General features: G+C 37.2%; 23 protein-coding genes, 3 tRNA genes, 2 pseudogenes and 1 other annotated feature. Of the genes and pseudogenes, 6 read left to right on the forward strand and 22 right to left on the reverse strand.

Annotated elements, in window-relative coordinates:
* The 7 genes and pseudogenes from BUB48_RS18980 to thyX all read right to left on the reverse strand — a co-directional run.
* Positions 1-76, reverse strand: a pseudogene (locus tag BUB48_RS18980) (GTP-binding protein); the annotation flags it as partial.
* Between the two features lie 97 nt (positions 77-173).
* Positions 174-250: transfer RNA gene (locus BUB48_RS15425), tRNA-Thr, on the reverse strand.
* 7 nt (positions 251-257) lie between these two features.
* Positions 258-331, reverse strand: a tRNA-Gly gene (locus tag BUB48_RS15430).
* Between the two features lie 6 nt (positions 332-337).
* Positions 338-422 (reverse strand) — tRNA-Tyr (locus tag BUB48_RS15435).
* Positions 423-484: 62 nt separating this feature from the next.
* Positions 485-1,129: an RNA polymerase sporulation sigma factor SigH gene (sigH, locus tag BUB48_RS15440; RefSeq protein ID WP_073027397.1), complete on the reverse strand. Its 645-nt coding sequence runs from the start codon at positions 1,127-1,129 to the stop codon at positions 485-487.
* Positions 1,130-1,344: 215 nt separating this feature from the next.
* Positions 1,345-2,148: a 23S rRNA (guanosine(2251)-2'-O)-methyltransferase RlmB gene (gene rlmB, locus BUB48_RS15445; RefSeq protein ID WP_175548439.1), complete on the reverse strand. Its 804-nt coding sequence runs from the start codon at positions 2,146-2,148 to the stop codon at positions 1,345-1,347.
* A 225-nt stretch (positions 2,149-2,373) separates the two neighbouring features.
* The gene (thyX, locus tag BUB48_RS15450; protein WP_073027399.1) at positions 2,374-3,135 is read right to left on the reverse strand and encodes an FAD-dependent thymidylate synthase; all 762 of its coding nucleotides are present in this window, start codon (positions 3,133-3,135) and stop codon (positions 2,374-2,376) included.
* 182 nt (positions 3,136-3,317) lie between these two features.
* Between thyX and BUB48_RS15455 the strand changes: the two genes are divergently transcribed.
* Entirely contained in the window at positions 3,318-4,931 is a 1,614-nt protein-coding gene (locus tag BUB48_RS15455) for a multicopper oxidase family protein (protein WP_073027401.1), read from the forward strand.
* A gap of 20 nt (positions 4,932-4,951) precedes the next feature.
* On the opposite strand, the pseudogene BUB48_RS18655 reads toward BUB48_RS15455, so the two are convergent.
* From BUB48_RS18655 to BUB48_RS15490, 8 genes and pseudogenes are all read right to left on the reverse strand, one after another.
* Positions 4,952-5,218, reverse strand: a pseudogene (locus BUB48_RS18655) (Mini-ribonuclease 3); the annotation flags it as partial.
* Positions 5,219-5,233: 15 nt separating this feature from the next.
* Positions 5,234-5,437: a hypothetical protein gene (locus BUB48_RS18660; RefSeq protein ID WP_242944260.1), complete on the reverse strand. Its 204-nt coding sequence runs from the start codon at positions 5,435-5,437 to the stop codon at positions 5,234-5,236.
* Between the two features lie 4 nt (positions 5,438-5,441).
* On the reverse strand, positions 5,442-6,836 hold the full coding sequence (cysS, locus tag BUB48_RS15465; protein WP_073027403.1) for a cysteine--tRNA ligase: 1,395 nt from the start codon (positions 6,834-6,836) through the stop codon (positions 5,442-5,444).
* Positions 6,837-6,914: 78 nt separating this feature from the next.
* Positions 6,915-7,112 (reverse strand) — a binding site (T-box leader).
* A 47-nt stretch (positions 7,113-7,159) separates the two neighbouring features.
* Positions 7,160-7,495, reverse strand: a complete 336-nt coding sequence (locus tag BUB48_RS15470) for a hypothetical protein (RefSeq protein ID WP_073027405.1) — start codon at positions 7,493-7,495, stop codon at positions 7,160-7,162.
* 5 nt (positions 7,496-7,500) lie between these two features.
* Positions 7,501-7,986, reverse strand: a complete 486-nt coding sequence (gene ispF, locus BUB48_RS15475; RefSeq protein WP_073027407.1) for a 2-C-methyl-D-erythritol 2,4-cyclodiphosphate synthase — start codon at positions 7,984-7,986, stop codon at positions 7,501-7,503.
* Positions 7,979-8,677, reverse strand: a complete 699-nt coding sequence (gene ispD, locus BUB48_RS15480; protein WP_073027409.1) for a 2-C-methyl-D-erythritol 4-phosphate cytidylyltransferase — start codon at positions 8,675-8,677, stop codon at positions 7,979-7,981. Before ispD ends, ispF begins: the two co-directional genes overlap by 8 nt.
* A gap of 17 nt (positions 8,678-8,694) precedes the next feature.
* A complete protein-coding gene (locus tag BUB48_RS15485) occupies positions 8,695-9,807 on the reverse strand; it encodes a PIN/TRAM domain-containing protein (RefSeq protein ID WP_073027412.1) in 1,113 nt (370 codons plus the stop codon).
* Positions 9,808-9,911: 104 nt separating this feature from the next.
* Complete coding sequence (locus BUB48_RS15490; protein ID WP_073027414.1) at positions 9,912-10,400, reverse strand: CarD family transcriptional regulator; 489 nt, start codon at positions 10,398-10,400, stop codon at positions 9,912-9,914.
* Between the two features lie 181 nt (positions 10,401-10,581).
* On the opposite strand from BUB48_RS15490, the gene BUB48_RS15495 reads away from it, so the two are divergent.
* Positions 10,582-10,977 (forward strand): nucleoside triphosphate pyrophosphohydrolase family protein, encoded by a 396-nt coding sequence (locus BUB48_RS15495; protein ID WP_073027417.1) that lies wholly within the window; start codon positions 10,582-10,584, stop codon positions 10,975-10,977.
* Positions 10,978-11,002: 25 nt separating this feature from the next.
* Here BUB48_RS15495 and radA read toward each other — a convergent pair whose 3' ends face one another.
* The 7 genes from radA to fusA form a co-directional block, all read right to left on the reverse strand.
* Entirely contained in the window at positions 11,003-12,361 is a 1,359-nt protein-coding gene (gene radA / locus BUB48_RS15500) for a DNA repair protein RadA (RefSeq protein WP_073027420.1), read from the reverse strand.
* A gap of 129 nt (positions 12,362-12,490) precedes the next feature.
* Entirely contained in the window at positions 12,491-14,938 is a 2,448-nt protein-coding gene (locus BUB48_RS15505) for an ATP-dependent Clp protease ATP-binding subunit (RefSeq protein WP_073027423.1), read from the reverse strand.
* 27 nt (positions 14,939-14,965) lie between these two features.
* Positions 14,966-15,976 carry a protein arginine kinase gene (locus BUB48_RS15510; RefSeq protein WP_073027425.1) on the reverse strand — a complete coding sequence of 337 codons (1,011 nt, stop codon included), beginning with the start codon at positions 15,974-15,976 and terminating at the stop codon, positions 14,966-14,968.
* Complete coding sequence (locus BUB48_RS15515; RefSeq protein WP_073027427.1) at positions 15,976-16,488, reverse strand: UvrB/UvrC motif-containing protein; 513 nt, start codon at positions 16,486-16,488, stop codon at positions 15,976-15,978. The genes BUB48_RS15510 and BUB48_RS15515 overlap by 1 nt, the downstream gene beginning before the upstream one ends.
* Positions 16,489-16,510: 22 nt before the next feature.
* Complete coding sequence (locus BUB48_RS15520) at positions 16,511-16,969, reverse strand: CtsR family transcriptional regulator (protein WP_073027430.1); 459 nt, start codon at positions 16,967-16,969, stop codon at positions 16,511-16,513.
* Positions 16,970-17,122: 153 nt separating this feature from the next.
* A complete protein-coding gene (locus BUB48_RS15525; RefSeq protein ID WP_073027433.1) occupies positions 17,123-17,356 on the reverse strand; it encodes a hypothetical protein in 234 nt (77 codons plus the stop codon).
* Positions 17,357-17,614: 258 nt separating this feature from the next.
* Entirely contained in the window at positions 17,615-19,699 is a 2,085-nt protein-coding gene (gene fusA, locus BUB48_RS15530) for an elongation factor G (RefSeq protein WP_073027435.1), read from the reverse strand.
* Between the two features lie 251 nt (positions 19,700-19,950).
* Here fusA and BUB48_RS15535 point away from each other — a divergent pair, with 251 nt between their 5' ends.
* The 4 genes from BUB48_RS15535 (at position 19,951) to BUB48_RS15550 (ending at position 24,919) form a co-directional block, all read left to right on the forward strand.
* Entirely contained in the window at positions 19,951-21,195 is a 1,245-nt protein-coding gene (locus BUB48_RS15535; protein WP_073027437.1) for a pyridoxal phosphate-dependent aminotransferase, read from the forward strand.
* Between the two features lie 252 nt (positions 21,196-21,447).
* A complete protein-coding gene (locus BUB48_RS15540) occupies positions 21,448-22,302 on the forward strand; it encodes a DegV family protein (RefSeq protein WP_073027440.1) in 855 nt (284 codons plus the stop codon).
* 89 nt (positions 22,303-22,391) lie between these two features.
* Positions 22,392-24,065, forward strand: coding sequence for a 2-oxoacid:acceptor oxidoreductase subunit alpha (locus BUB48_RS15545; protein ID WP_073027442.1), 1,674 nt, complete (start codon positions 22,392-22,394; stop codon positions 24,063-24,065).
* Entirely contained in the window at positions 24,065-24,919 is an 855-nt protein-coding gene (locus tag BUB48_RS15550; protein ID WP_073027445.1) for a 2-oxoacid:ferredoxin oxidoreductase subunit beta, read from the forward strand. Before BUB48_RS15545 ends, BUB48_RS15550 begins: the two co-directional genes overlap by 1 nt.
* The last annotated feature ends 27 nt before the right edge of the window (positions 24,920-24,946 follow it).

The raw sequence follows: 24,946 nt of genomic DNA on the forward strand, positions 1-24,946 counted from the left end.
TTTTACCATGGTCAACGTGTCCAATGGTTCCTATGTTTACATGGGGTTTGGTTCTTTCAAATTTAGCCTTTGCCATTTCTTATCTTTTCCTCCTTTATATGTATCATTAAAATAAAAAATAAAAAAGATTTATTTACTTCTGGTTAATAAACTCTGCCTGGTGTATCATAAAATGGAGCCCACGACCGGGCTTGAACCGGCGAACCTCCGCCTTACCAAGGCGGTGCTCTACCTACTGAGCTACATGGGCGTATCTCTGGAGCGGGCAACGGGAATCGAACCCGCGCGGCCAGCTTGGGAAGCTGGAATTCTACCATTGAACTATGCCCGCAGAGTTTGGTGGGGAAAGGTGGATTCGAACCACCGAAGTCTGAGACAACAGATTTACAGTCTGCCCCCTTTGGCCACTCGGGAATTTCCCCATATCAAAACCAGAGTAACTAATTAGTTATTATAATATGCTATAATTCATTTGTCAATATAACTAAGCATTATTCGTCTCGAGAAACTTTTCCAATTTTCTTTTTACCCTTTGAAGCGCATTATCTATAGATTTAACATGCCTGTCCAAATCAACGGCAATCTCCTGATAGGATTTGCCTTGAAGGTAGGACATAAGCACTTCTAATTCTAAATCGCTAAGAATCTCACCAATCTTTGACTCTATTGAACAAAGTTCTTCTCTGCTGATAATCAGCTCTTCCGGATCAGTAATTTTTGTAGCTGTCAGTATATCTAGCAGAGTTCTGTCTGATTCTTCATCATAAATCGGTTTATTAAGGGAAATATACGAATTTAGTGGAATATGTTTCTGTCTAGTGGCGGTCTTGATAGCAGTAATGATTTGTCTTGTTATGCAAAGCTCTGCGAAGGCTCTGAAAGATGAAAGTTTATCATTCTTAAAATCTCTTATGGATTTATATAATCCAATCATTCCTTCCTGAACTATATCTTCTCTATCCGCACCGATGAGAAAGTATGATCTGGCTTTTGCCCTGACAAAGTTCTTGTACTTGTTTATTATATATTCCAAAGCTTCCTTGTTTCCTTCTCTAGCCTTTAAGACTAATTCCTCGTCCATCATGCTATCAAAGCTAAGTACATCGTCTTTTTTTGCATTCGCTTCCACTATATCGCCTCCAAGCTTTTATTAGCTCCAACCATCTATCTTATTATACATATTTAATCATCGTTTTTCAAGGATAACAATACAGCCATGTAGAGGATAATTAAGGTTACTTAAAATCTCCAACACCTTTTTATATAGAAGGGGGACTTCATTCCTTATATCCCCCATGCATAAGAAAGAATATTCTCTTTATAATCGTAAAGTTGTAGTATGAATCAGTGAATGCTTCCTTCTTGGAGACTTCCTATAGTTTTTTGCTTCAATCTTTGCTTCTTAGCTTCGAATATCAAAACCGCACAGGAAACTGCTGCATTAAGAGAAGATATATTCCCTGACATTGGTATACCTACGATAAAGTCACAGTTTTCTTTAACTATCCTTCCAAGCCCTTTGCCTTCGCTTCCTACCACCAATGCCAATGGTCCTGTCAAATCCTTTTCATAATACGTCTCACCCGAAGCATCTGCTCCTGCAATCCATAAACCCTTTTCCTTGAGATAGCTCATTGTCTGATTAATATTTGTAATCTTTGCAACAGGCACATACTCTACAGCTCCTGCAGATATTTTACCTATTATAGGCGTCAGGCTTGCAGCTCTCCTTTTTGGTATTATGACCCCATGAACTCCTGCTGCATCACAACTCCTCAAAATTGAACCCAGGTTCTGAGGATCTGTTATTTCATCCAATATGACTATAAAAGGATCTTCCCCTTTTTCCTTGGCTATATCCAATATATCATCTACTTCATAATATTTATATAGGGCCGCAGACGCAATAACTCCTTGGTGGCTCTTGGTTTTGGACATTTTATCCAGCTTAGCCTTATCAACTTCCTTGATGAGTATATTCTTGTCCCTTGCTATGGCAATAATCTGCTTAATTGATCCTTCCAGTTGCCCACTTTGGACGAAGAGTTTGTCTATTTCTCTCCCTGATTTCAATGCTTCCAATACAGGATTTCTTCCTTCTATGAGATTTATATAATAATCATCTCTTTCATCCGTTTCTTCAAACATTCCTCTTGCTTGTTTATAGTTCTTTTCTATTGCCTTTTTACGATCCTTCTTATATCCGGTTACGGTATTTTTATCTTGTCTATTTTGTCTGTCTTTTTTATTTCTTTTATCTCCGACAAATGCCATTTGCATCATCCTTTTTTCTTAATTTCTGTTTTTATTATTTTCATTATTGATAATCTGTATTCCTTTCATATGGGACATGCTATATCAGTTCATATGAAATCAGAGCGTTTTGAATTTTTCACGGATTTGCGGCAGCTTTCCGCAACTCATGTTTCCTTCCGGACATGGACCATTCAAACATCCTGGTCCTGCATTTTTGAATAGTATTGGGGCAACTTCTCTTACTTTTTTCAGCATCTCCGTCGCCATTTCTCTTATTTCCCATTGAGCTCTTTCGCAGCATCTCATTCTGAAAAAATTCAATAATGCTCTTGCAGACATGGTAAATACAATTTTTGTTTCACAGGCATTTGGAAATACATATCTTGCGTCTTCTATTGAAACCTTTTCAGCCATTTGTGCTGCTTGCTTTTCTGTTTTGCCTTCTTCTATATATTTTTTATAATTCTCTTTATATAATATCTCTACCAGCTTATCATATACTTCCTGATCTCTTTTCATAGCATCTATAAAAAGCTGACGTGCCTCATCATTTTCCTCTATTTGCGGTGGTATTATGTATTCAAATTGATCCAGCTTTACATACCTTTGAGATTGTTGAGAATACGAGCATCCAATCCTATGCCTCACCAACTGGTGAGATAGAACTCTGCTAATCCCTTCAACCCCAAATGTAAAAGAAACATGTTCTATAGGACTTTCGTGACCTAAATCCATTAACATGTTCAAAAATTTCTCTGTTTTGGATTCATCTAGCCCTTCAAGTATTCCATCTATACCTACCTTTGAATAACATAACTTCGCTGCCGCAGCTACAAGCTTCTCAGGCTCAGGAGTATAGCGTATCAATTCAACTTTCATTTACATCCATCCCCATTTCATACCATTCTTCATCTATATATTACATTTTAGAGTTATTGACCTTGTTTGTCTACATGAAAATAGTCGGGAGTTCTGTATTTCCTTCACATGTAACATTTTATCTCTGATTACATAATTATAAACCAAGAAATACTTAATAATATTTATAGGAGTGGTATATTATGGCTGTCAGACCTTTTGTTGATGCACTTCCTATACCTAGAATTCTTAAACCAAAAGAACGCGCTAGGGGCATCACATACTATGAAGTTAAAATGGAAGAATTCTTTCACCAGTTCCACAGTGAACTACCTCCAACAAAAGTATGGGGATATGAAAACCAACTTCCTGGGCCGACCATAGAAGCTGAACAGGGTGAATGTGTTCATGTGAAATGGATAAATAATTTGCCCGACGAACATTTCCTACCCATAGACAATAGCATCCATGGAGCAGGCAGCGATATGCCCCAGGTAAGAACCGTTGTGCATTTGCATGGAGCCGAGGTTGAGCCTGATAGTGATGGACATCCTGAAGCTTGGTACACAAGAAATTTTGAAATGTGTGGACCCCGCTTTACTCACAAGGTTTATAAGTACCCGAACACTCAGCGTCCTGCCACACTATGGTATCATGATCATGCTCTGGGAATTACACGTTTGAATGTCTATGCAGGACTGGCTGGAATGTATATCATACGAAACGAGGAAGAGCGGGCTCTGAACCTACCTTCAGGCAAATACGAAATACCTTTGCTTATACAGGACAAAACATTCAACGAGGATGGTTCATTGTTCTATCCATCTACCGTTAATGTTCCTGATCCTCCAGCGGATTTTCCCAACCCGTCTATTATCCCCGGCTTTACAGGTGATACTATTGTTGTTAATGGAAAAGCTTGGCCCTATCTGGAAGTGGAACAGAGAAAATATCGTTTCCGCATTTTAAACGGCTCAAATCAGAGATTCTATCGTCTAAGGCTGGATTCAGGACAACAGTTTATACAGATAGGATCCGACGGAGGTCTGCTGCAGCGCCCGGTCAGATTGGATGAAATAGTCATATCTCCAGCAGAACGTATTGATGTCGTTATTGATTTTTCAAATCAACCGGTAGGTACAAATATTGTCATGACTAATAGTGCCAGAACGCCATTTGATTTTGGAGCCCCACCTGATCCCCAAACCACCGGCTTGGTCATGCAGTTTAGAGTCATAGAACGAAGAGGTGATGACACCAGCACAGTTCCACAGTTTTTAAGCACCATTAAGAGATACAATGAGTGCGATGCAACAAGAATCAGAGATATAAGTTTTGATGTAACAACGGATAAATTCAATAGGTTGCTATTTTTGCTTAGCAACCACGAATATATGCATGGAATTACAGAGAATCCCGTAGTAGGAGATCTTGAAATCTGGAGACTAATAAATCAAGGTCTGGCATACCATCCCCTTCATGTGCATCAAATACAATTCCAGATATTAGATCGTACACCCTTTGACGTAGATGTATACAATCTTACTGGGCAATTACTGTTTACCGGCGAATCAGAATTACCTCCTGCCAATGAAAGGGGTTGGAAGGATACTGTTATAGCACCACCTGGTTTTGTTACTCGTATTGCTATGCGCTTTGGCCCATACACCGGCAGATATGTATATCATTGCCACATATTGGAGCATGAAGATCATGATATGATGCGACCCATTGAAGTTGTGCCAAGGAGATGTATAGCAGTAAAACCAGATGACTGTAAAAACTGTTCTGAAGTATTCTTATGCTTAAATGACTAGGGAATGCAGCACTTCATTCCCTAGTCATTTTTTCCACTTATCTCAATTATGAGATTCAGTATTTCCATAAGCCTATCCACTCTGTTATTTAAATACAGGTAACCTAATAAAGCTTCAAAACCTGTAGCATGTTTGTAATCAGACAACTCTGCGTTTTTGGGCATGGAAGTGGTTTTGGCATTTCTTCCTCTTCTTACTATATCTTTCTCTTCGTCAGTAAGATAACTTCCCAGTTTATCAGCCATCTCCGCCTGTGCCTTGGCCTTAACAAAAAGTATCGCTCTTTTATGAAGCTTTGAAACCTACACGTTTCCCTTTGATACCAAAAGTGTTCTTACAAAAAGCTCGTATACGGAATCTCCAATATATGCCAACACGGAAGGGTTATACATCTGTATATCCGATGTCTTTACATCACTCATTATGTCATCTTGCATCTTTCTTACATATTGGTTGTATTCTTTTCTTATTGAGTCATATTCCATAGACTGATTTCCTTTATCCATAAAATTATGCTCTTCTCCATTTTACTCCTTGAGGTGTATCCTCAAGAATTATTCCTCTGCTCTTTAAATCATCTCTTATCTTATCAGCCAAAGCCCAATTCTTCTCTTTTCTGGCCTTCTGTCTTTCTTCAATAAGCTTCTCTATTTCATCATCGAGGCTTTCTTCTTTTTTAGTAACAATTCTAAGAACACCTGCCAATTCCATATATAGATCATAGGCAAACTGGATTAAAGTCTTGGGAGAGTTTTCATTTATATTGGAGTTTATATCTCTTACCAGATCAAAGATAGCAGAAACTGCATCCGCAGTGTTTAAATCATCGTCCATAGCTTCAATAAACTTGTCTTTATGGGTCATCAATTTTTCTCTTAATGCTTTCTCCTCTTCTGTCTCATCCCTGTCCTTTGCATTTTCCAATAGATGCAACAGATTATTCTTGGCAATATATAATCTTTCCAAACTGTTCTTTGTGCTGTCCAATAAATCCTTGCTGAAATTTATTGGACTTCTGTAGTGGGACGATATCATAAACAACCTTACAACCTCAAGATCGTACATTTTGCTTATATCCCTCACTGTAAAGAAATTGCCTAAGGATTTGGACATCTTTTCATTATTGATGTTGATAAATCCATTGTGCATCCAGTACCTGGCAAAGGGCTTTCCTGTAGCTGCTTCGCTTTGAGCAATTTCATTTTCATGATGGGGGAATATGAGATCTTGTCCTCCTGAATGTATGTCTATGGTCTCTCCCAAGTATTTCATTGACATGGCTGAGCATTCTATATGCCAACCAGGTCTTCCCATGCCCCATGGACTTTCCCATGCCGGCTCTCCTGGCTTCTGTTTCTTCCAGAGGGCAAAATCCATAGGATGCTTTTTATGTTCTCCCACTTCTACCCTGGCGCCTGCTTCCAACTCCTCCAGGTTTTGCTTAGATAACTTTCCATATTCTCTGTACTTAGTTGTATCAAAGTAAACATCTCCGTCAACTTCATAAGCAAAGCCGTTATCCTGAATTTTCTTCACGACATTAATTATATCCGATATAAGCTCTGTTACCCTTGGATGATAATCAGCTCTTCTTATACCAAGGCCTTCCGCATCCTTAAAATACTCCTCAATATATTTATCCGCAACTTCTTTTTCAGTAATACCTTCTTCCTTGGCCCTTTTAATAATCTTGTCATCCACATCGGTAAAATTTTGCACAAAGGTTACTTTATATCCTTTATACTCCAGATAGTTTCTCAAAATATCAAATATTATAAATGGTCTGGCATTACCTATGTGAAAGTAATTGTACACAGTGGGTCCGCAGGAATACATCTTAACCTCTCCTGGCACTAAGGGAACAAATTCCTCTTTTCTTCTGGTCATTGTATTATATAATTTCATGATCATCCCTCCGTTATATCTTAGTATCGTTAATAATTAACATATTATTTTTCTCTTAGAAAAAATAATGCCGCCTCTGCAAGAGGCGACATATGACGCGGTTCCACTCTTTTTATCACTCAAACTTTTAACGGCATTGCCGCCAATGGCTACTTATTTCACCACAGGTGCTAACGGGCGCACTTCAATATATTATTCCCAAAAGCCCCTTTCAGCCGACGGAGGCTTATCTCTGATGGTATTAATATATTTACTCTTCCCGGTCATAACATCATTTATTAACTTATGTGTCTTTTATCTTATATAATATTATGAGAAAAAAGCTATTTTGTGTCAATAGTTAAAATATATTTCAGATAATGCCTGCTTCCAACATAAACATAAATTTCTTCAGGAATTTGATCTCTTTTATCCTTGCGCATAAGCAACACAGTAAAACCCTCTTCGCTTCCATTCTTAGGCTTTACAAATTTATATGGAGAGGACTTTACAGTTTCTGCATAAGTATACTCATGTCCCAAATAAGTAATTGTATAACCCGGTTTATCTATATTTTTTGCCGGCATGTATAGTTTAGCAAAAAAACTCATACCCAGGATAAGAATTATAGACATAAGAGTTGCTTTATTTCCACCGAAAACTATTCTTCTCTTTTTCATCTACTTCACCTATCCTCAAATGCATATAAGCAAGCTACGGCATAAGAAGCCATCCCTTCTCCCATTCCCACAAATCCAAGTCCTTCAGTTGTTGTGGCTTTTATATTGATTCTATCAAGTTCCATACCTAATACAAAGGCTATATTGCTTCTCATACCATCTATATAAGGAGACAACTTTGGTTCTTGTGCCACAATAATACTATCAATATTTGATATTCCATATCCCAGCTTTTTTATTTCTTCATAAACCCTCTCCAGCAAGATTAGGCTTGATATATCCTTATAAGCATCATCTGTATCAGGAAACATAAAACCTATATCTCTTTTGCCGCAAGCTCCCAGAAGAGCGTCCATTATGGCATGTATCAGTACATCTGCATCAGAATGTCCCAACAACCCTTTTTCATAGGGTATCTCAACCCCGCCTAAAATAAGCTTTCGTCCCAAAACCAATTTATGTACATCATATCCATTGCCGATTCTAAACATCCTTAATCCTCCCTGATTCCAATAATAGTTCAGCAAGTATCATATCATCCGGTGTTGTTATTTTTATATTGTCATAGCTTCCCTCTATCATTTTTACCCTATATCCTGTTTTCTCCACCAGCATAGCGTCATCTGTGGCCATTATACCGTTGCTGCGGCAAAACTCATAGGCTTGTACAATAATATGGGTTGCAAATGTTTGGGGGGTTTGGGTTAGCCATAATGATGATCTATCAGGGGTGTTTATAATGAACCTATCTTCTCCTACTATCTTTATTGTATCCTTCGCCGGCACACCCAGGGTAACTGCTCCATAAATCTTTGCCTGATTTATGGATTCTTCAACAAGATTTTTTGTTATAAAAGGCCTTGCGCCATCGTGTATAACCACAATATCTGAATCCTTGCTCATATTGGATATGCCATTATAGACAGAATCCTGCCGTTCCTTTCCCCCTGTAACTAATTTAAATGGTTTGCAAATATTTATGTCATTCAGAACTTTTTCTTTGAAGTTCTCCTCATCACCTTGACCGATGACCAATATAACTTCGTCAATTGAATGGGATGCAAAAAAAACATCAAGGGTTCGGGCAAGTATAGCCTTACCCTTGATGTCTAAGTACAGTTTGTTAATACCCATATTCATTCTTGTTCCTTTTCCACCAGCAACAATAACCGCCGTATTCATAAGTCCTATCTCCAATCTTAGGAAACCTTATCGGCTGCAGTTTTAGGCTTTGCAAATATCATTCTACCTGCCGCAGTTTGCAGAACGCTTGTAACAACAACTGTAATAGTTTCTCCAATGAATTTTCTTCCTCCATCTACTACAATCATAGTTCCATCGTCCAGATAAGCAACTCCTTGACCAGTCTCTTTTCCATCCTTTATGACCATCACTATCATTTCTTCTCCTGGCAGTACAACAGGTTTTACTGCATTAGCCAGTTCGTTGATATTCAACACAGGAACTCTTTGGAATTCTGCAACTTTATTGAGATTATAGTCATTGGTTACAACTTTCCCGCCAAGCATTTGCGCCACTTTCAACAGCTTAGTGTCCACTTCGCTTACATCATCGAAATCTTTCTCTATTATTTCAACTGGTATATCCATATCATTCTGAATCTTGTTCAATATGTCAAGCCCTCTTCTTCCTCTGTTTCTCTTGAGACCATCGGAAGAATCCGCAATATGTCTAAGTTCTTCCAGCACAAAGGTTGGTATTATCAAAGGACCTTCTACGAATCCGGTTTTTACTATATCTGCTATTCTGCCATCTATTATAACACTTGTATCTAAAACTTTCGGTTGTACTTTGTGTTCAGTTTTGCTTCCTTTATCTTTAATATTTATCTTCTTTAAAAATGAGAAAATATTTACCAGGTCTTCTTTCTTCTTGATAGCAATACTAATACCCAGATAGCCTAATAGAATATACAGCAATATGGATATTATGCTTGTAAGCCAAGCTATCTGTAAAAGTTTTAAAGGACCGCTTATCAAGTTTGCAATTATAAGTCCGATAATTAATCCTATAGAACCTATAATAATTTCATTAGTAGGTATTTTCTGCAGTGTTTTCTCTACCTTGCGTGTAGATTGGGTGCCTTGTTTTATAATCCAAGGAGATAATAAATAAAATATAATTCCGCCAATAATTCCAGATACTACAATAGCAAGTATTTTTCTTAAATCAGTTATTTCATAACCAAAAAGATGGGTTACATTAAGAAATTTCAGTAAAAGATAGGTGGCCTCGGACCCGAGGACAACTCCCAGCAAAGTTAAAATCCAAACTAATATTTTTCTTATCAATTTTTCTCACCTCCTTTAAAGTATATCCAAACTAGGAATTTTTAAACCAAAAGAAATTTATGATAATTATAACAGACTTCAGATTTTTTAAAAACCCCGGTGCCTCAAAATTCATAGATATTTAATATTTTGTTTACATTCTTTTCCATTTCTTCATACTGTATATTTTGAATCAGAGCCATCTCGCTTACCAGCATTTGCTTTGATTGATCCAGCATCTTTTTCTCACCTGTAGATAGCTTGCCTCTTGAGTTCATATAATTAAGATAATTTACAATTTCTGCTATATCCTTTATGTCACCTTTTTTCAACTTCGCCTCGTTTTCTCTAAATCTTATGTTCCATTTTTTATCCATGGCTTTGCAACTTCCTGTGAGAATTCTAATGACTTCATCATATTCTTTTTTATCAGCTATTCTTCTTATCCCTATTGAATCAGCTATGTCAACGGGCACCATAGCTTTTATCTGCCCCAGAATCATCTTTATTATATAATATTTTGATATCTCCCCAAAAACTTCCCGATCTTCAATAGATTCTATTATTCCAGCACCATGCATGGGATAAACAACTTTATCACCCACATGAAACATAAAATCCCTCCAATGTATAAATATTTGACCATATTATGTAGTTTCCAGTCGTTAAATGTTGAACGTTATCACATATATTAAGGCTTGTCAATAGTTTTTTTACATTGACAACTAAATTACATAACTCTATAATTATCTTATAGTACAGTTTATGTATACATGAGCTTAGGAGTGATATACATTGAAGGAATTTATATGCGAAGACTTTCAGCAAAACGTATCCAAGCTTTTAATAAGACATAAGAGTATTCTGGACATTATGACAAAACTTGGAGAATCTCAGGCACGAGTCAACAGAGCTGTAGCAAAATCTGTTACAAACTGCGGATGCATTAAGGTAAACGGAAAGAAACAATCAATTCCTTTAGATGCAGATATAGAAGATCTAAAGAATTACATGAGCACACATATAGAAGGCGAGCTTTGTGAAAACTGTAGAGATATAATCGAAAAGGAAATAGGCAACAATCTATTCTATATCACATCATTATGCAACGCTTTAGGCATAAGCCTTAATACCGTGTTGGAAAAGGAATATGAGCAATTGAACACTTTGGGTATATACAATATGTTTTAATATAAACCCTGCTTTTTGGCAGGGTTTATATTATTATATCAAGAGCTTCCTCAACACTTTTAACTCCATAAACCTTTATATTTGCGCTGCCTTTCAAATTCTTAAAATTGTTATAAGGAATAATGCATTTTGTAAAACCTAACTTATAGGCTTCATTTATTCTCTTCTCAATAAAGTTCACTGCTCTTACTTCCCCTGCCAAACCTACCTCTCCTATTATAACTGCACTATCATCAATTTCTTTGTCTTTGTAGCTTGAAGCTATTGCTGCAATAATGCCTAAGTCTGAAGATGGATCATTAAGTCTTATACCTCCTACTACATTTACATAGGAGTCATAGTTTTGCAATTGAAGCCCTACTCTCTTTTCAAGGACAGCCATAAGAAGAACTACTCTGTTGTAATCTGCCCCTGTAGCTGCTCTTCTCGGCACTCCAAAGTTTGTATAACTTAAAAGAGCTTGCACCTCTACCAGCATTGGTCTAGTACCTTCTATGGAAGCTATTATGGCAGATCCCGAAACTCCTTTCATTCGTCCCGATAGCAGCATTTGAGAAGGATTTATAACTTCTGTCAATCCTGTATCAGCCATTTCAAATATGCCTAGTTCATTAGTTGAACCAAACCTGTTTTTTACAGCTCTCAAAATTCTGTAGGACATATGGGAATCCCCTTCAAAGTACAGAACCGTATCCACCATATGTTCCAAGACTCTTGGTCCTGCAATAGCTCCGGCTTTTGTAACATGTCCTACAATGAACACTGTAATTCCATCACCTTTAGCAATCCTCATTAAGTTACCTGTAGCATCCCTTACTTGGCTCACACTGCCTGGAGCTGATAATATGCTGGGATTATAAACCGTCTGTATTGAATCCATGATAAGCACATCTGGATTTATATCTTGTATATTCTGCTGTATATATTCCATGTTATTTTCCGAAAGCAGATATATACTTTCAGAATCCAAGTTCATTCTTTGGGCTCTTATCTTTATCTGTTTTGAAGATTCTTCTCCTGATACATACAGTACCTTCAAACCATTTTTGGCTACATTGTTGGATAATTGGAGCAAAAGAGTTGATTTTCCTATCCCCGGGTCTCCACCTACAAGTACCAGAGATCCCTTTACAATACCTCCACCTAATACTCTGTCCAACTCACCTAATCCGGTGCTAAGCCTCATTTCTTCTTCCATGGATATATCCTTCATTTTTTGTGGTTTTGCAGCATTTATCAATGAAGCAGAGGATGCCGCAACTGTTTTGGTGTCCACTTCTTCAATAAATGTGTTCCACTGATTACATTCAGGACATTTACCCATCCATTTTGGAGATTCGCATCCGCATTCTGTACATACATATTTAGTTTTTAACTTCGGCATTTAATTCCTCCCTTCATCCTAAAGCTGCCTGTCCTATTTATCTGCACATTCAGGAAACAGATTATAGTAACCCGTGCCCCGGATTCGGACTTATGAAAGCAATCTGAGCCTAAGGGACACGGGCTTTTCTTAATGAATTTCCCCTTGTTTAAATACCAGATTTTCTCCGTCTGTATCTATAATCACTTTGCTTCCTGATTTAACATTGCCGGCAAGCATCTCTTCCGAAAGTTTGTCTTCCACCATCTTCTGTATAGCACGTCTTAAAGGTCTTGCTCCATAAACCGGATCAAAACCCTTCTTCACCAATAGAGCTTTGGCTTCATCAGTCACATCTATATCTATATCCATTTCCTTTATTCTATTGATTAAGGATTTTAACATTAATTCCACTATGCTCTTTAAGTGCTCTTCTTCTAATTGATGGAATACTATTACATCATCTATTCTGTTAAGAAATTCTGGCCTGAAGGTTCTTTTCAGTTCTTCCATCACATTTTCCTTCATTCTTTCATAGGCTTCTTCCTTTTCATTTGCGGCAGAAGTAAATCCCATGACCTTTTGTCTTTTAATGGTGCTCGCTCCCACATTTGATGTCATTATCACCACAGTATTCTTGAAATCCACAGTTCTGCCTTTGCCATCTGTAAGTCTTCCATCCTCAAGTATTTGCAGAAGTATATTGAATACATCAGGATGTGCTTTTTCTATTTCATCCAACAATACTACCGAATAGGGTTTTCTCCTTACCTTTTCCGTGAGCTGTCCGCCCTCTTCGTATCCCACATATCCTGGAGGAGATCCTATAAGCCTTGAAACGGTATGCTTCTCCATATATTCAGACATATCTATCCTTATAACGGAATTTTCATCACCAAACAACGCTTCTGCCAATGCTCTGCATAACTCTGTCTTTCCTACTCCTGTAGGTCCGAGGAAAATGAATGAACCCACTGGTCTCTTAGGATCTTTTAACCCTACTCTGGCTCTTTTTATTGCCTTAGCAACAGCTGTAACAGCTTCCCCTTGTCCTATTACTCTTTCATGGAGAATCTTTTCGAGATTCAGGAGTCTTTGAGATTCTTCTTCAGCCAGTTTAGTTACAGGTATTCCGGTCCATAAGGATACAATATATGCAATTTCCTCTTCTCCAATTATCAGTTCATTTTCATTGGCTTTTTCGTTCCATTGCTTTTTAACAGACTCTAACTCCTTTTTCAACTGTTGCTCTTTGTCCCTTATCTCTGCTGCCTTTTCAAAGTTTTGAGTACTTATAGCTTCAGCTTTTTCTTTTTCCAAAGAAGCAAGCTCCTCTTCCAGTTTCTTTACATCAGGTGGTGCTGTAAAAGTTTTTATCCTAACTCTTGAAGCCGCTTCATCTATGAGATCTATAGCCTTATCAGGCAGGAATCTATCTGTTATATATCTATCAGAAAGTTCTACTGCTGCTTTTATGGATTCATCTGTAATTTTCACTTTATGATGAGCTTCATATTTATCTCTTAATCCTTCCAAAATCTTTATGGCTTCTTCTTTTGTGGGCTCTCCTACCATTACAGGCTGAAATCTTCTTTCCAATGCTGCATCCTTTTCGACATGCTTCCTATACTCATCCAATGTGGTAGCACCTATTGCCTGTATTTCTCCTCTGGCTAAAGCCGGCTTTAATATATTAGACGCATCTATTGCTCCTTCTGCTCCACCGGCTCCAATTATGGTATGCATTTCATCTATAAACAATATTACATTCTTAGATTCTCTTATTTCGTTCATTACATTTTTTAATCTTTCTTCAAATTCCCCTCTGTATTTTGACCCTGCTAACATTGCAGACAAATCCAAAGTCACAACTCTTTTATCCTTCAATATTTCCGGTACAGCACCTTCTGCAATTTTCTGGGCAAGGCCTTCAGCTATGGCTGTCTTACCTACTCCAGGATCACCGATGAGAACAGGATTGTTTTTGGTTCTTCTGCTTAATATCTGAATAACTCTTTCAGTTTCTTTCTCTCTGCCTATAATAGGATCAAGCTTTCCTTCCCTTGCCATCTCCGTCAAGTCTCTTCCGAACTGGTTGAGATTTGGGGTATTGGTTTTTTTTGCATTAAACTTTCCTCCCTTGGCAGAAGGGCCATTTTCACTTTTTAATTGCTTGCTCAATTCTTTCTCTATATCTTCCAAAGTCAATCCCATGCTCTTGAGTATCTGAGCTGCAATACCTTCTCCCTCTCTCATCAACGCAAGAAGTATATGCTCTGTACCAACATAATTGTGTCCAAGGCTCCTTGCTTCTTCTGCACTGCTTTCAATTATATATTTGGTTCTAGGGGTATAGCCTAATATTTGGCCGACAGATTCACTTCCCATACCAACCATTGATATTACCACATTTCTCATGCTTTCCAAATCCATGCCTTTGTTCTTTATGATCTGGGCAGCAATTCCCTGTCCTTCTTTAACAAGGCCTAATAATATATGCTCGGTACCGATATAATTATGCTTCAACCTTAGAGCTTCTTCCTGAGCATACAACAAGACCTTTTGAGCTCTTTCAGTAAATTTATCAAACATACCCATAATATCACTCCCTTTTCATGGAAAACACTATAGCTTTTTCCTTATTATTTCTGCCCTTATTATATCCCTGGCTTCCGGACTTAATTCTTCTCCCGCATATTTCTGTATGTTTGCAGGTTGTATCTCTATCATTATTTCATTTATAATAGATACACTTAGGTTCTCTATTATATTCAAATCCATACCAAGCCTTACATCTGACAGAAGCTTCATGGCCTCCTGAGATGTAATGACCCTTGCATTTTTCAAAATGCCCCAGGCTCTCCAAACCCTATCTTCTAGCTGAATTCTGTTATTGTTCAATAAAAGGCTTCTGGCTTCCTTCTCCTTTTCTACTATTTGAGATGTTACAGCACTGATATTTTGGACTATTTCCTCCTCTGATAGCCCTAATGTTATCTGATTTGATATTTGGAACAAATTTCCCTGAAATTCTGTGCCTTCCCCATATATGCCTCTTATGGTCAATCCTATTTGAGTTACTGTCTGCAAAATCTTTCCTATATTCCCAATCATGTTCAATGCAGGCAGGTGTACCATAGCAGATGCCCGCATACCTGTACCTACATTTGTAGGACAGCAAGTTAAATATCCCAGCTTTTCATCATAAGAATAATCAAGGGTTTGTTCCAACACATCATCTTCACTATTGGCCATATCCCAAGCACTTTTCATTTGCAAACCTGGAAGTATGCATTGAATTCTAATATGATCCTCTTCATTTATCATAATGCTTAACAATTCATCTTGGGATATGAGAGCAGCACCTTTGGCACTTTTTATAAGGTCCGGACTAATCAGATGCTTTTCCAATAGCACCTGCCTTTCTATATTAGGAAGCTCATCCATAACCAACAGCTTATATCCTCTCTCATGATTTTTCTTGGCAGCAGCTTCCACTTGATTTATCAATCCTTTTGCTTCTTCCATGCTTAAATAAGCAGGAAATGGTGTATTCACTATATTTCTAGCCAATCTAACCCTGCTGCTCAATACTATTTCATTCTGAGGGCCTTGCTGAGTAATCCAACCACCCATCATTCATCCCTCCCATTGCTTTTTTCGAGGGCTCTTATTTTATCCCTTATCTCTGCAGCCTTTTCATACTCTTCATTTTTTATTGCAACTGCCAACTCAGCCTTAAGATATTCCATCTCTCTCATGGCTTTAAACTTTGTTCCTGCTCTATTGGGAATTTTCCCTGTATGGCTTATGTTTCCGTGAATCCTTCTAAACAATGGTGTCAGTCGTTCACCAAAGCTGTTGTAACAGCTGCCGCAACCAAATCTTCCCGTTTCCCTGAAGTGGCTGTACTTCATACCACATACAGGACAAACAGGATCATCCATAAAATCTACTTTAAATGGCAATGGGGTTCCACTATTCAATATGCCTGTCAATAAATCATTTATAGAAAAACCTGTATTTATAGATAATGCTCCTTTAGCTAAAGCACATTGTTCACAAAGATGCATATTGGTCTTTTTGCCATTTTCAATCTTGGTTATATGAACAGTAGCCGGCCTTTTGCCGCACTCATTACATAACATAAAATCTCCTCCAGTATAGAATTTATAATAATGCTGAAACAAACATGGCTTTCAATAAAGTAGCTCTCACTTCATCTCTCAAGGATTTAGGTACCGCTGAGAGATTGTTGTCATCAACGGCGGCTTTTATTATTTTGCCCTCTTTTTCGGTTATAACCCCTTCTTTGCACATTGCATCAATAAAACTATAGGCTTTTTCTTTATTCAAATCGGGTCCTATTTGCTTATTGAGGAGATTGTTAAGGTACTGTTGCTTGTCGATACCAATTTTAGATATCCTTATGCAACCGCCACCTCCTCTTCTTGATTCGATATAATATCCTCTGTCTACAGTAAATCTGGTTGTCAATACATAATTTATCTGAGAAGGAGCACAGTTGAAATAGCCAGCAAGCTCATTCCTTCCTATCTCAATGGTTCCTTCTGCTTCTTTAATCAAATCATTGATAAACTCTTCTATTATATCACTTATCCTTGCCATATCATCACTCTTTCTGACTTTGACTTTCTTTGACTTTAATTTTATTATATAACTACATAATTTTGGATGCAAGTATTTTTGTGCATAAAATTGATTAAAAAAAGGTTACATGATAAACATGCAACCTTTATACCTTTCTATTTTCAATCACGGTTATCTCTTTCTCGCCACAATATAGTAATCATTTCCATCATGTCCTCCTTTGGCTGTCCATTGATAATCTTTTTTATCTAACACGGAAAAAATACCTTCTGCTCTAAAAGAATCTTGACTGCTCATCTGTATTACTAACTCTTCTCCCTCACCGATGTTCTTTATTCTTTCAACAACTTTTCTCACATCGTGTAATCCTATTGGATGATCAAGAGTCATTCTTCTTTGAATCATTAAACAACCTCCTGTGACATGATGGTCTTTATAATGTATAGGGAGGGTTCCTTGATTGTTTAAATATTTTCGCAGGAAACCCTTCTTACTACTAGTTTATGAAAGTAAAAAATAAATATTCTCATAAGAATTGCTTTCATTGAAAGTATTTTACTAACAATGAAGTTCATATTAAGGTAAAACCATACTCTCATACGGATTAAATAAAAATACAGCAAATCAAGGATCTGCTGTATTTCAATATTCAAAGCCCTTATATTACTGTTCTTTCTCCCTTTCCAAATTAGCTGCTTCAATTACCTTTTGAGCTATTTGGGCAGGAACTTCCTCATATCTTGCAAACTTCATGCTGAAGCCTCCTCTTGCCTGAGTCATGGATCTCAAATCAATTGCATATTTGAACATCTCTGCCAATGGTACTTCCGCTGTAACCTTCTGAAGCTTTCCTTCAGGTTCCATGCCAAGGACTCTTCCACGCTTTTTATTCAAGTCGCCTATGATATCACCCATGTATTGGTCTGGAACTAAGACTTCTACAGTATAGATGGGTTCCAATAGAACCGGATTTGCATTGGCCATACCTTTCTTATATGCCAGTGATGCCGCGATCTTGAAAGGCATTTCTGCGGAGTCTACAGGATGATATGATCCATCATATAATATGCATCTTACATTAACTACAGGATAACCTGCCAATACTCCCTCTTCCATGCATTCTCTCAGTCCTTTTTCAACAGCAGGAATATACTGTTTTGGAACTACGCCTCCTACTATCTTATCAACAAATTCAAATTCCGCACTGCCATCTAATATTGGTTCAAACTCAATCCATACATGACCATACTGTCCATGTCCACCGGATTGCTTCTTGTGCTTTCCTTCTGCCTTTGCAGATTTTCTTATGGTTTCTCTGTATGGTACTTTTGGATCCTTTAGTACAACATCAACACCAAATTTATTTTGAAGTTTCTTAGTAACAATTTCAAGATGCTGTTCTCCCAAACCGGAAATCAAAGTCTGTCTGGTTTCAACATTCTTCTCAACTCTCAATGTTGGATCTTCTTCTATAAGTCTTTGTAGTCCGTTTCCTATCTTATCTTCATCACCTTTTGATTTAGGTTCTATAGCCATAGTAAGGTTTGGTACAGGGAATTCAACTGGGTCAAAAGTTACGGGATTCTGGGGATCGCATAATGTATCTCCGGTAGTTGTAAACTGAAGTTTTGCTATAGCTCCTATGTCTCCTGCAACAAGTTTTGTCATAGGAATTTGCTTTTTACCTCTTAATAAAAACAAACCGCTTAATTTTTCTTTTTTCTCCTTATTGGAATTTAGAACTTCAGTATCTGAAGTTATGTAGCCTGACATAACCTTAAACAGGGAAATCTTTCCTACAAAGGGGTCAGCAACAGTTTTAAATACCTTAGCGCTGAAAGGAAGATTTACATCATATTTGCGATTCTCTTCAGCTGTAGATTTTGCATTCTTGCATTTATACTCTCCAACATCAGAAGGTGCTGGGAAATAGTTTGCTATAGTATTCATTAGAGATATAACTCCTATATTCTTTACAGCAGAACCACAAAGAACAGGAACTACATCACCGCAAACAACGCCTATTCTCAAGCCTTTTATTATTTCCTCCTTAGTCAATTCATCACCGTTGAAGTATTTTTCCATCAGTTCTTCATCGGCCTGAGCAGCAGCTTCAATAATCATGCTTCTGAATTCTTCTATCATATCTTCATAACCTGAAGGTATATCATTTTCTACCACTTTATTTCCTTCAGTAGTTCTGGCTTTCATATCAATAAGATCTATAACACCTTTAAAACTTGCCTCTGCTCCGATAGGAATTGCCAAAGGAACTAATTTATTGCCAAAAACTTCTCTTAGCTGCTCAAACACCTTTGAGAAGTTTGCATTTTCTCTATCCATCTTATTTATAAAAAATAGGGCGGGTATACCTTTTTGAGTAACCATATCCCATGCCTTTTCTGCTCCTACTTCTACTCCGGATACACTGTCTACAGGGATAATTGCTGCATCACAAACATCAAGGCTTGATATTACTTCGCCAACAAAGTCAAAGTACCCAGGGGTGTCAATTACATTAATTCTGATATCTTTCCAATCACATGGAGCTACTGCTGCACTTATGGAGATCTTTCTTCTAACTTCCTCAGGATCGTAATCTAAGGTAGTAGTTCCATCATCAACTTTCCCAAATCTGTCCAATACTCCTGTGTTAAAAAGCATAGCTTCACCGATAGTAGTCTTACCGGCGCTGGCATGTCCTAAAAGACAAACATTTCTTAGGTTTTCGGTTTTGTAATCTTTCATAATGAATTCCCCCTTAATAGGTTATTTTATATATGACTTACATACTTGACCAAATATTACCCTATATGTATATTATTACCCCATAAATATATTAAATTTACAGAATAATAAATAAAATTAAACCCGTATTTTAATTTTATCCGTATCCAATGTAAATGTAAAGGGCAAAATGAAAAACAACCATCATTGACGCCGGTTTATTATCAGGTTAGAATGAAGGTAGAATTATTATTAATATATGAGGTGATTTTATGATAAGCAGTATGGCAGCTGACCACGCAATATGGCCTAAAGAAGATGATGCTATTTTCGGTCTTGCTGCAAAGGCACAAGAAGCAATCAAAAAATATGGCAAGGAAAATGTAATCGATTCCACGTTAGGTGCATTGGCAGATGATAATGGTGACCTAATTTGCATGAAGACAGTATACGATGAACTGAAATCAATGCCCAATGCATGTTTTGCAGCTTATGCTCAAGTAGCTGGACAACCGGATTTTTTAGAAGCCGTACAAGAAGCCTGCTTTAAAGAATTTAGGCCTGATGCCTACATAAAAGCTGTCGCTACTCCTGGAGGAACTGGATCAGTAAGACATACTATTTATAACTACACTAACCCTGGAGATACTATATTAGTATCTGACTGGTACTGGAAACCATACGTTACCATATCTGAGGAGTTTGGTAGAAAAGTCGCTTTTTACAAGCTGTTTAATGAAAAAAATGAGTTCAATATAGAATCCTTTAAAGAAAACTTTGAAACACTGTTAAACAAGCAAAAAAGATTGGTTGCCATAATAAACAGCCCCGCCCAAAATCCAACAGGATATAGTTTATCTGATGAAGAATGGGTTGAAGTTATCAACATAATGAAGGAAAATGCAAAAGATCAGAATAACAAGATAATTCTATTCATAGATGTGGCCTATATAGACTTTGCAGGTAAAGAAAACGAAAGAAGAAAATTCTTCAAGCTCTTCTCCAATCTTCCTGAAAATATACTGGTTGTTGTGGGATATAGCTTATCAAAGGGCTATACCATGTATGGCATGAGATTAGGAGCGGCCATATGCATATCTTCAAATAAAGACATTGCTGATGAATTCTATTATTCCTGCTCTCATTCAAGCAGAGCCAACTGGTCAAACTGCAACAGAGCAGCTATGGAGGTTATGTCAAGAATCTCCAAAGACCCTGCAAAATTGAAGGCCTATGAAGAAGAGAAAGCAATATATAAATCAATGCTTCAAAAAAGAGCAGAAGCTTTTGTAAAAGCTGCTAATGAAGTAGATCTGGAAATCCTTCCATACAGAGATGGGTTCTTCATAAGCATACCTTGTGATAATGCAAAAGAAATCAGCGACAAATTAATTGAACAAAACCTATTCCTAGTTCCATTGAAAAAAGGTTTAAGATTTGCTGTATGCGCTGTGTCAGAAGATAAATGCAAGATAGCTCCTGCAATGATAAAAAAAATTATGGATGAGATTAAATAATTTGTGTTTATTTTTGGCAAAATAAATAATATAATAAGAGTAATTAAAAAAGGCTTCCATTTAAAAATATAATAAACAGGGAAGCCTTTCGTTTAAGCTCTATTGAATCTAGACTCAAAAAAAGCAAAGTTTAGTAGAAACATCATCAATTCTAATGTAAAGAAAGGACTTTCGCATCTTTTCATTAAGAATTGCTTAATAAATCCAGAATAAAATCTGGTGGGTTAAAATATTGTAAAGTGAGGAATATGGATGGACAATACTAAAAACAAAATCGCATTGATAACAGACAGCAGCTGTGATTTACCAGCAGAAATACTAAAGGAGCACTCTATCTTTACCCTTCCCCTAAGGGTTATATATGGAGACAAGGAATATAGAGATGGAGTAGATATTACGCCCCAAGAGGTTTATGACAGAATGCCCCACGAAATACCTAAAACTTCCATGGCTTCTCCATCAGATTGTACAAATCTGTTTCAATCTCTACGGGAACAAGGAATAAGGAACATATTGTCCATCAATATTTCCAGCGGACTAAGCGGAACTTATGATATGATTAAAATGATAAGCAAAGATTTCCCTGATTTAAACATTGTAACAATAGATTCCAAAAGCTTATCTATAGGCCTTGGTTTCATGGTCAATGAAGCTGCAAAAATGATTGCTGAAGGCCTAAAAATCGATGAAATAAAGGAAAAAATTCTGTCTATAAGAGAAAAAATAAAATTATTCTATTGCATCCCCGTATTGGAGTATCTGAAGAAAGGCGGTAGAATAAATACAGTAGCCGCCACCATTGGAGATATAATGGATATCAAACCCATTATATCAGTAAATGAAGAGGGTAAATACTATAGTCACGCCAAAGTAAGAGGTAGGAAAAAGTCATTGGATAAGTTAGTGGAAATTGTAAAGGAATTTTCAGAGGAAAATATAGTAAGACTGGCAGTCATGCATGGTAATGCAGAAAAAGAAGCATTAAAGATCAAAGAAACCCTGTCAAAACTGCCTAATGTAAAAGATATATTATTTGGCCAGATTGGACCTGCCCTTGGAGTTCATACAGGGCCAGGTTTGGTAGGAGTGTGTATTTATATTCAGTAATAAATGGGTTGTATCGAAATCCTTAGATTCGGTACAACCTGTTTTTCAATTATTATCTATTATCATATCTTAACAAAGGAGGTATTGATTTGGAGTACAATATTCTAATTGGTGGTGAAGCCGGTCAAGGTATTGAGACCATAAGTGATATATTTGAGAAAACCCTTAATAACATGGGTTATTATGTTTATTCTAGCAAGGATTATATGTCAAGAGTTAAAGGCGGTCACAACTTCACCCAGATACGCTTGGGAGACTCTCCTATATATTCTCATTGGCCCTATCTGGACTTAATAATTGCATTAGATGAAATGACCATAAAGCTTCATCAAGGCAGGTTAAACAAAAAGGGGATTATATTATGTGATTCATCAATAGAAATCGAAGATTTCAAAACTATAAAAGTCCCAATGATGAATATTGCTAAATCCTTAGGTAGTCCAAGGATGGCTAACACTGTTGCATTAGGAGCAGTATACAAAATTTTCGGTCTTAGCTATGAAAGAGCCATAGAACATCTAAATGTAAGATTCGCTAACAAACTCAGAGAAGAAAACATAAAAGCCCTTAAAGAAGGATATGAGGCTGCTTCTCAAATCTTTACAATGCCTCAGCCTTCCTCAGAAAGAAATATATTAATTAATGGCAATGAAGCTTGTGCTCTAGGAGCTATAGCCGCTGGCTGTGCATATTATTCTGCCTATCCAATGACTCCTTCTACCACAATTATGAAATTTATGACTCGCTATGCAGAAAGGGCAGGGATTTTTGTAGATCAAGCAGAAGATGAAATTGCTGCCATCAATTCTGCCATTGGTGCTTCATATGCAGGAATAAGAGCCATGACAGGAACATCTGGCGGAGGCTTTTCTCTTATGGTAGAAGCTCTAGGTCTTGCAGGAGTCACTGAAACTCCATTGGTAGTTGCAAACGTGCAAAGACCAGGGCCAGCTACCGGCCTATCTACACGAACAGAGCAAAGCGATCTTCTATTTGTGATATCGGCTGCCCAAGGAGAATTTCCAAGAATGGTTATCGCTTTGAGAAACACAGAGGACGCTTTTTATCAGACTACAAGAGCCTTTAATCTGGCAGAAAAATACCAAATTCCTGTTATACTTCTCAGCGACGAATATCTATCAGATTGCAAAGTTACTACAAAACCTTATGACTTTGATAAGGTGACCATTGAAAGATACTTATCTGATAAACCGGAAAATGAAGGTCTCTTAAAAAGATATGAATTTAATGATACAGGCGTGTCACCCAGAATATACCCTTCCCAATATGAGAATTCATTTGTTCTGGCAGACAGCCATGAACATGATGAATACGGACATATATCCGAAGATATTGATATCAGAAACACCATGGTAAAAAAGAGAATGAAGAAAATGGAACTGCTCAAGGAAGAGCTTTTAGAACCGGATTATTTTGGTTCTGAAACCCCTGAACTGCTATTAATAGGTTGGGGTTCTACCTATGGTCCTCTCTATGAAGCTGTCCGACTTCTTAGAGAAGATGGCATTGAAGTAGGAGCTCTTGTATTCGGAGATATTTGGCCGTTACCTGAAAAGAAACTGTTGGAATACTGCAATAAAGCAAAAAAATTCATAAATGTAGAACAAAATTACACTGGCCAATTGGCATCTTTAATAGCACAGCAAACAGGAATAAAATGTCACGGTAGTGTGTTGAAATATGACGGAAGACAAATGGATTCCCACTTTATATACAAAGCAGTGAAGGAAGGTGACTATTGATGAATAACAATCCTTTTCACTTTGATTGTAAAACATCATGGTGTCCCGGTTGCGGTAACTTCGGTATAATCGAAGCATTAAAAGAAACTCTACAAGAATTGGGCCTAAAACCTCATGAAACAGTAGCTGTATCCGGCATTGGACAGGCAGCAAAGCTTCCTCATTATATAAACTCCAACGGTTTTAATGGACTCCATGGCAGAGCACTTCCTGTTGCTTTGGGGATTAAAATTGCCAACAAAGATCTAACTGTTTTCGTAAATTCAGGTGATGGAGATTCTTATGGAGAGGGTGGTAACCATCTCATACACAACATAAGAAGAAATATAGATATAACTCATTTTGTTCATAACAACCAAATATACGGTCTCACAAAAGGCCAAGGCTCACCTACAACTGCATTAAACCAAGTTACTACTCTGCAGTTTGACGGAGTAAAATCTTATCCTTTTAATCCATTGGCCTTTGCCATAAGTCAAGATTGTTCATTTGTGGCAAGAACCTTCTCTGGGGATAAAACTCATATGAAAGCTATGATGAAGGCAGCCATAGAAAACAAGGGCTATTCCCTCCTAGATATACTACAGCCCTGCGTAACCTTTAACAAAGTAAATACTTTCAAGTGGTATAAGGATAGGGTTTATTACATTGATGAAAATTATGACCCATATAGTAAAGAAGAAGCCTTTAAGAAGGCATTGGAATGGGATGAAGGCATACCTATAGGCATCTTATATAGATCAAAAAAACCTACTTTCATTGATCAATTTCATCACTTGAAAGATGGAGAACCTCTGACAAAAAGAAATTGGAGTCCACAAGATGCCAAGGCTTTTATGAATGAATTTTACTAATATGAAGTTTCCCTTACAGAAAGTATA

The sequence above is a fragment of the Lutispora thermophila DSM 19022 genome, assembly GCF_900142105.1.
Lineage (GTDB): Bacteria > Bacillota > Clostridia > Lutisporales > Lutisporaceae > Lutispora > Lutispora thermophila.

Excerpts from the sequence above, each read along its gene's own strand:
- rlmB (WP_175548439.1), bottom strand. The coding sequence starts at position 2,148 with ATGTTTGAAGAAACGGATGAAAGAGATGATTATTATATAAATCTCATA.
- thyX (WP_073027399.1), bottom strand. The coding sequence starts at position 3,135 with ATGAAAGTTGAATTGATACGCTATACTCCTGAGCCTGAGAAGCTTGTA.
- BUB48_RS15455 (WP_073027401.1), top strand. The coding sequence starts at position 3,318 with ATGGCTGTCAGACCTTTTGTTGATGCACTTCCTATACCTAGAATTCTT.
- BUB48_RS18660 (WP_242944260.1), bottom strand. The coding sequence starts at position 5,437 with ATGGATAAAGGAAATCAGTCTATGGAATATGACTCAATAAGAAAAGAA.
- cysS (WP_073027403.1), bottom strand. The coding sequence starts at position 6,836 with ATGAAATTATATAATACAATGACCAGAAGAAAAGAGGAATTTGTTCCC.
- BUB48_RS15470 (WP_073027405.1), bottom strand. The coding sequence starts at position 7,495 with ATGAAAAAGAGAAGAATAGTTTTCGGTGGAAATAAAGCAACTCTTATG.
- ispF (WP_073027407.1), bottom strand. The coding sequence starts at position 7,986 with ATGTTTAGAATCGGCAATGGATATGATGTACATAAATTGGTTTTGGGA.
- ispD (WP_073027409.1), bottom strand. The coding sequence starts at position 8,677 with ATGAATACGGCGGTTATTGTTGCTGGTGGAAAAGGAACAAGAATGAAT.
- BUB48_RS15490 (WP_073027414.1), bottom strand. The coding sequence starts at position 10,400 with ATGTTTCATGTGGGTGATAAAGTTGTTTATCCCATGCATGGTGCTGGA.
- radA (WP_073027420.1), bottom strand. The coding sequence starts at position 12,361 with ATGCCGAAGTTAAAAACTAAATATGTATGTACAGAATGCGGATGCGAA.
- BUB48_RS15505 (WP_073027423.1), bottom strand. The coding sequence starts at position 14,938 with ATGGGTATGTTTGATAAATTTACTGAAAGAGCTCAAAAGGTCTTGTTG.
- BUB48_RS15510 (WP_073027425.1), bottom strand. The coding sequence starts at position 15,976 with ATGGGTGGTTGGATTACTCAGCAAGGCCCTCAGAATGAAATAGTATTG.
- BUB48_RS15515 (WP_073027427.1), bottom strand. The coding sequence starts at position 16,488 with ATGTTATGTAATGAGTGCGGCAAAAGGCCGGCTACTGTTCATATAACC.
- BUB48_RS15520 (WP_073027430.1), bottom strand. The coding sequence starts at position 16,969 with ATGGCAAGGATAAGTGATATAATAGAAGAGTTTATCAATGATTTGATT.
- BUB48_RS15525 (WP_073027433.1), bottom strand. The coding sequence starts at position 17,356 with ATGATTCAAAGAAGAATGACTCTTGATCATCCAATAGGATTACACGAT.
- fusA (WP_073027435.1), bottom strand. The coding sequence starts at position 19,699 with ATGAAAGATTACAAAACCGAAAACCTAAGAAATGTTTGTCTTTTAGGA.
- BUB48_RS15535 (WP_073027437.1), top strand. The coding sequence starts at position 19,951 with ATGATAAGCAGTATGGCAGCTGACCACGCAATATGGCCTAAAGAAGAT.
- BUB48_RS15540 (WP_073027440.1), top strand. The coding sequence starts at position 21,448 with ATGGACAATACTAAAAACAAAATCGCATTGATAACAGACAGCAGCTGT.
- BUB48_RS15550 (WP_073027445.1), top strand. The coding sequence starts at position 24,065 with ATGAATAACAATCCTTTTCACTTTGATTGTAAAACATCATGGTGTCCC.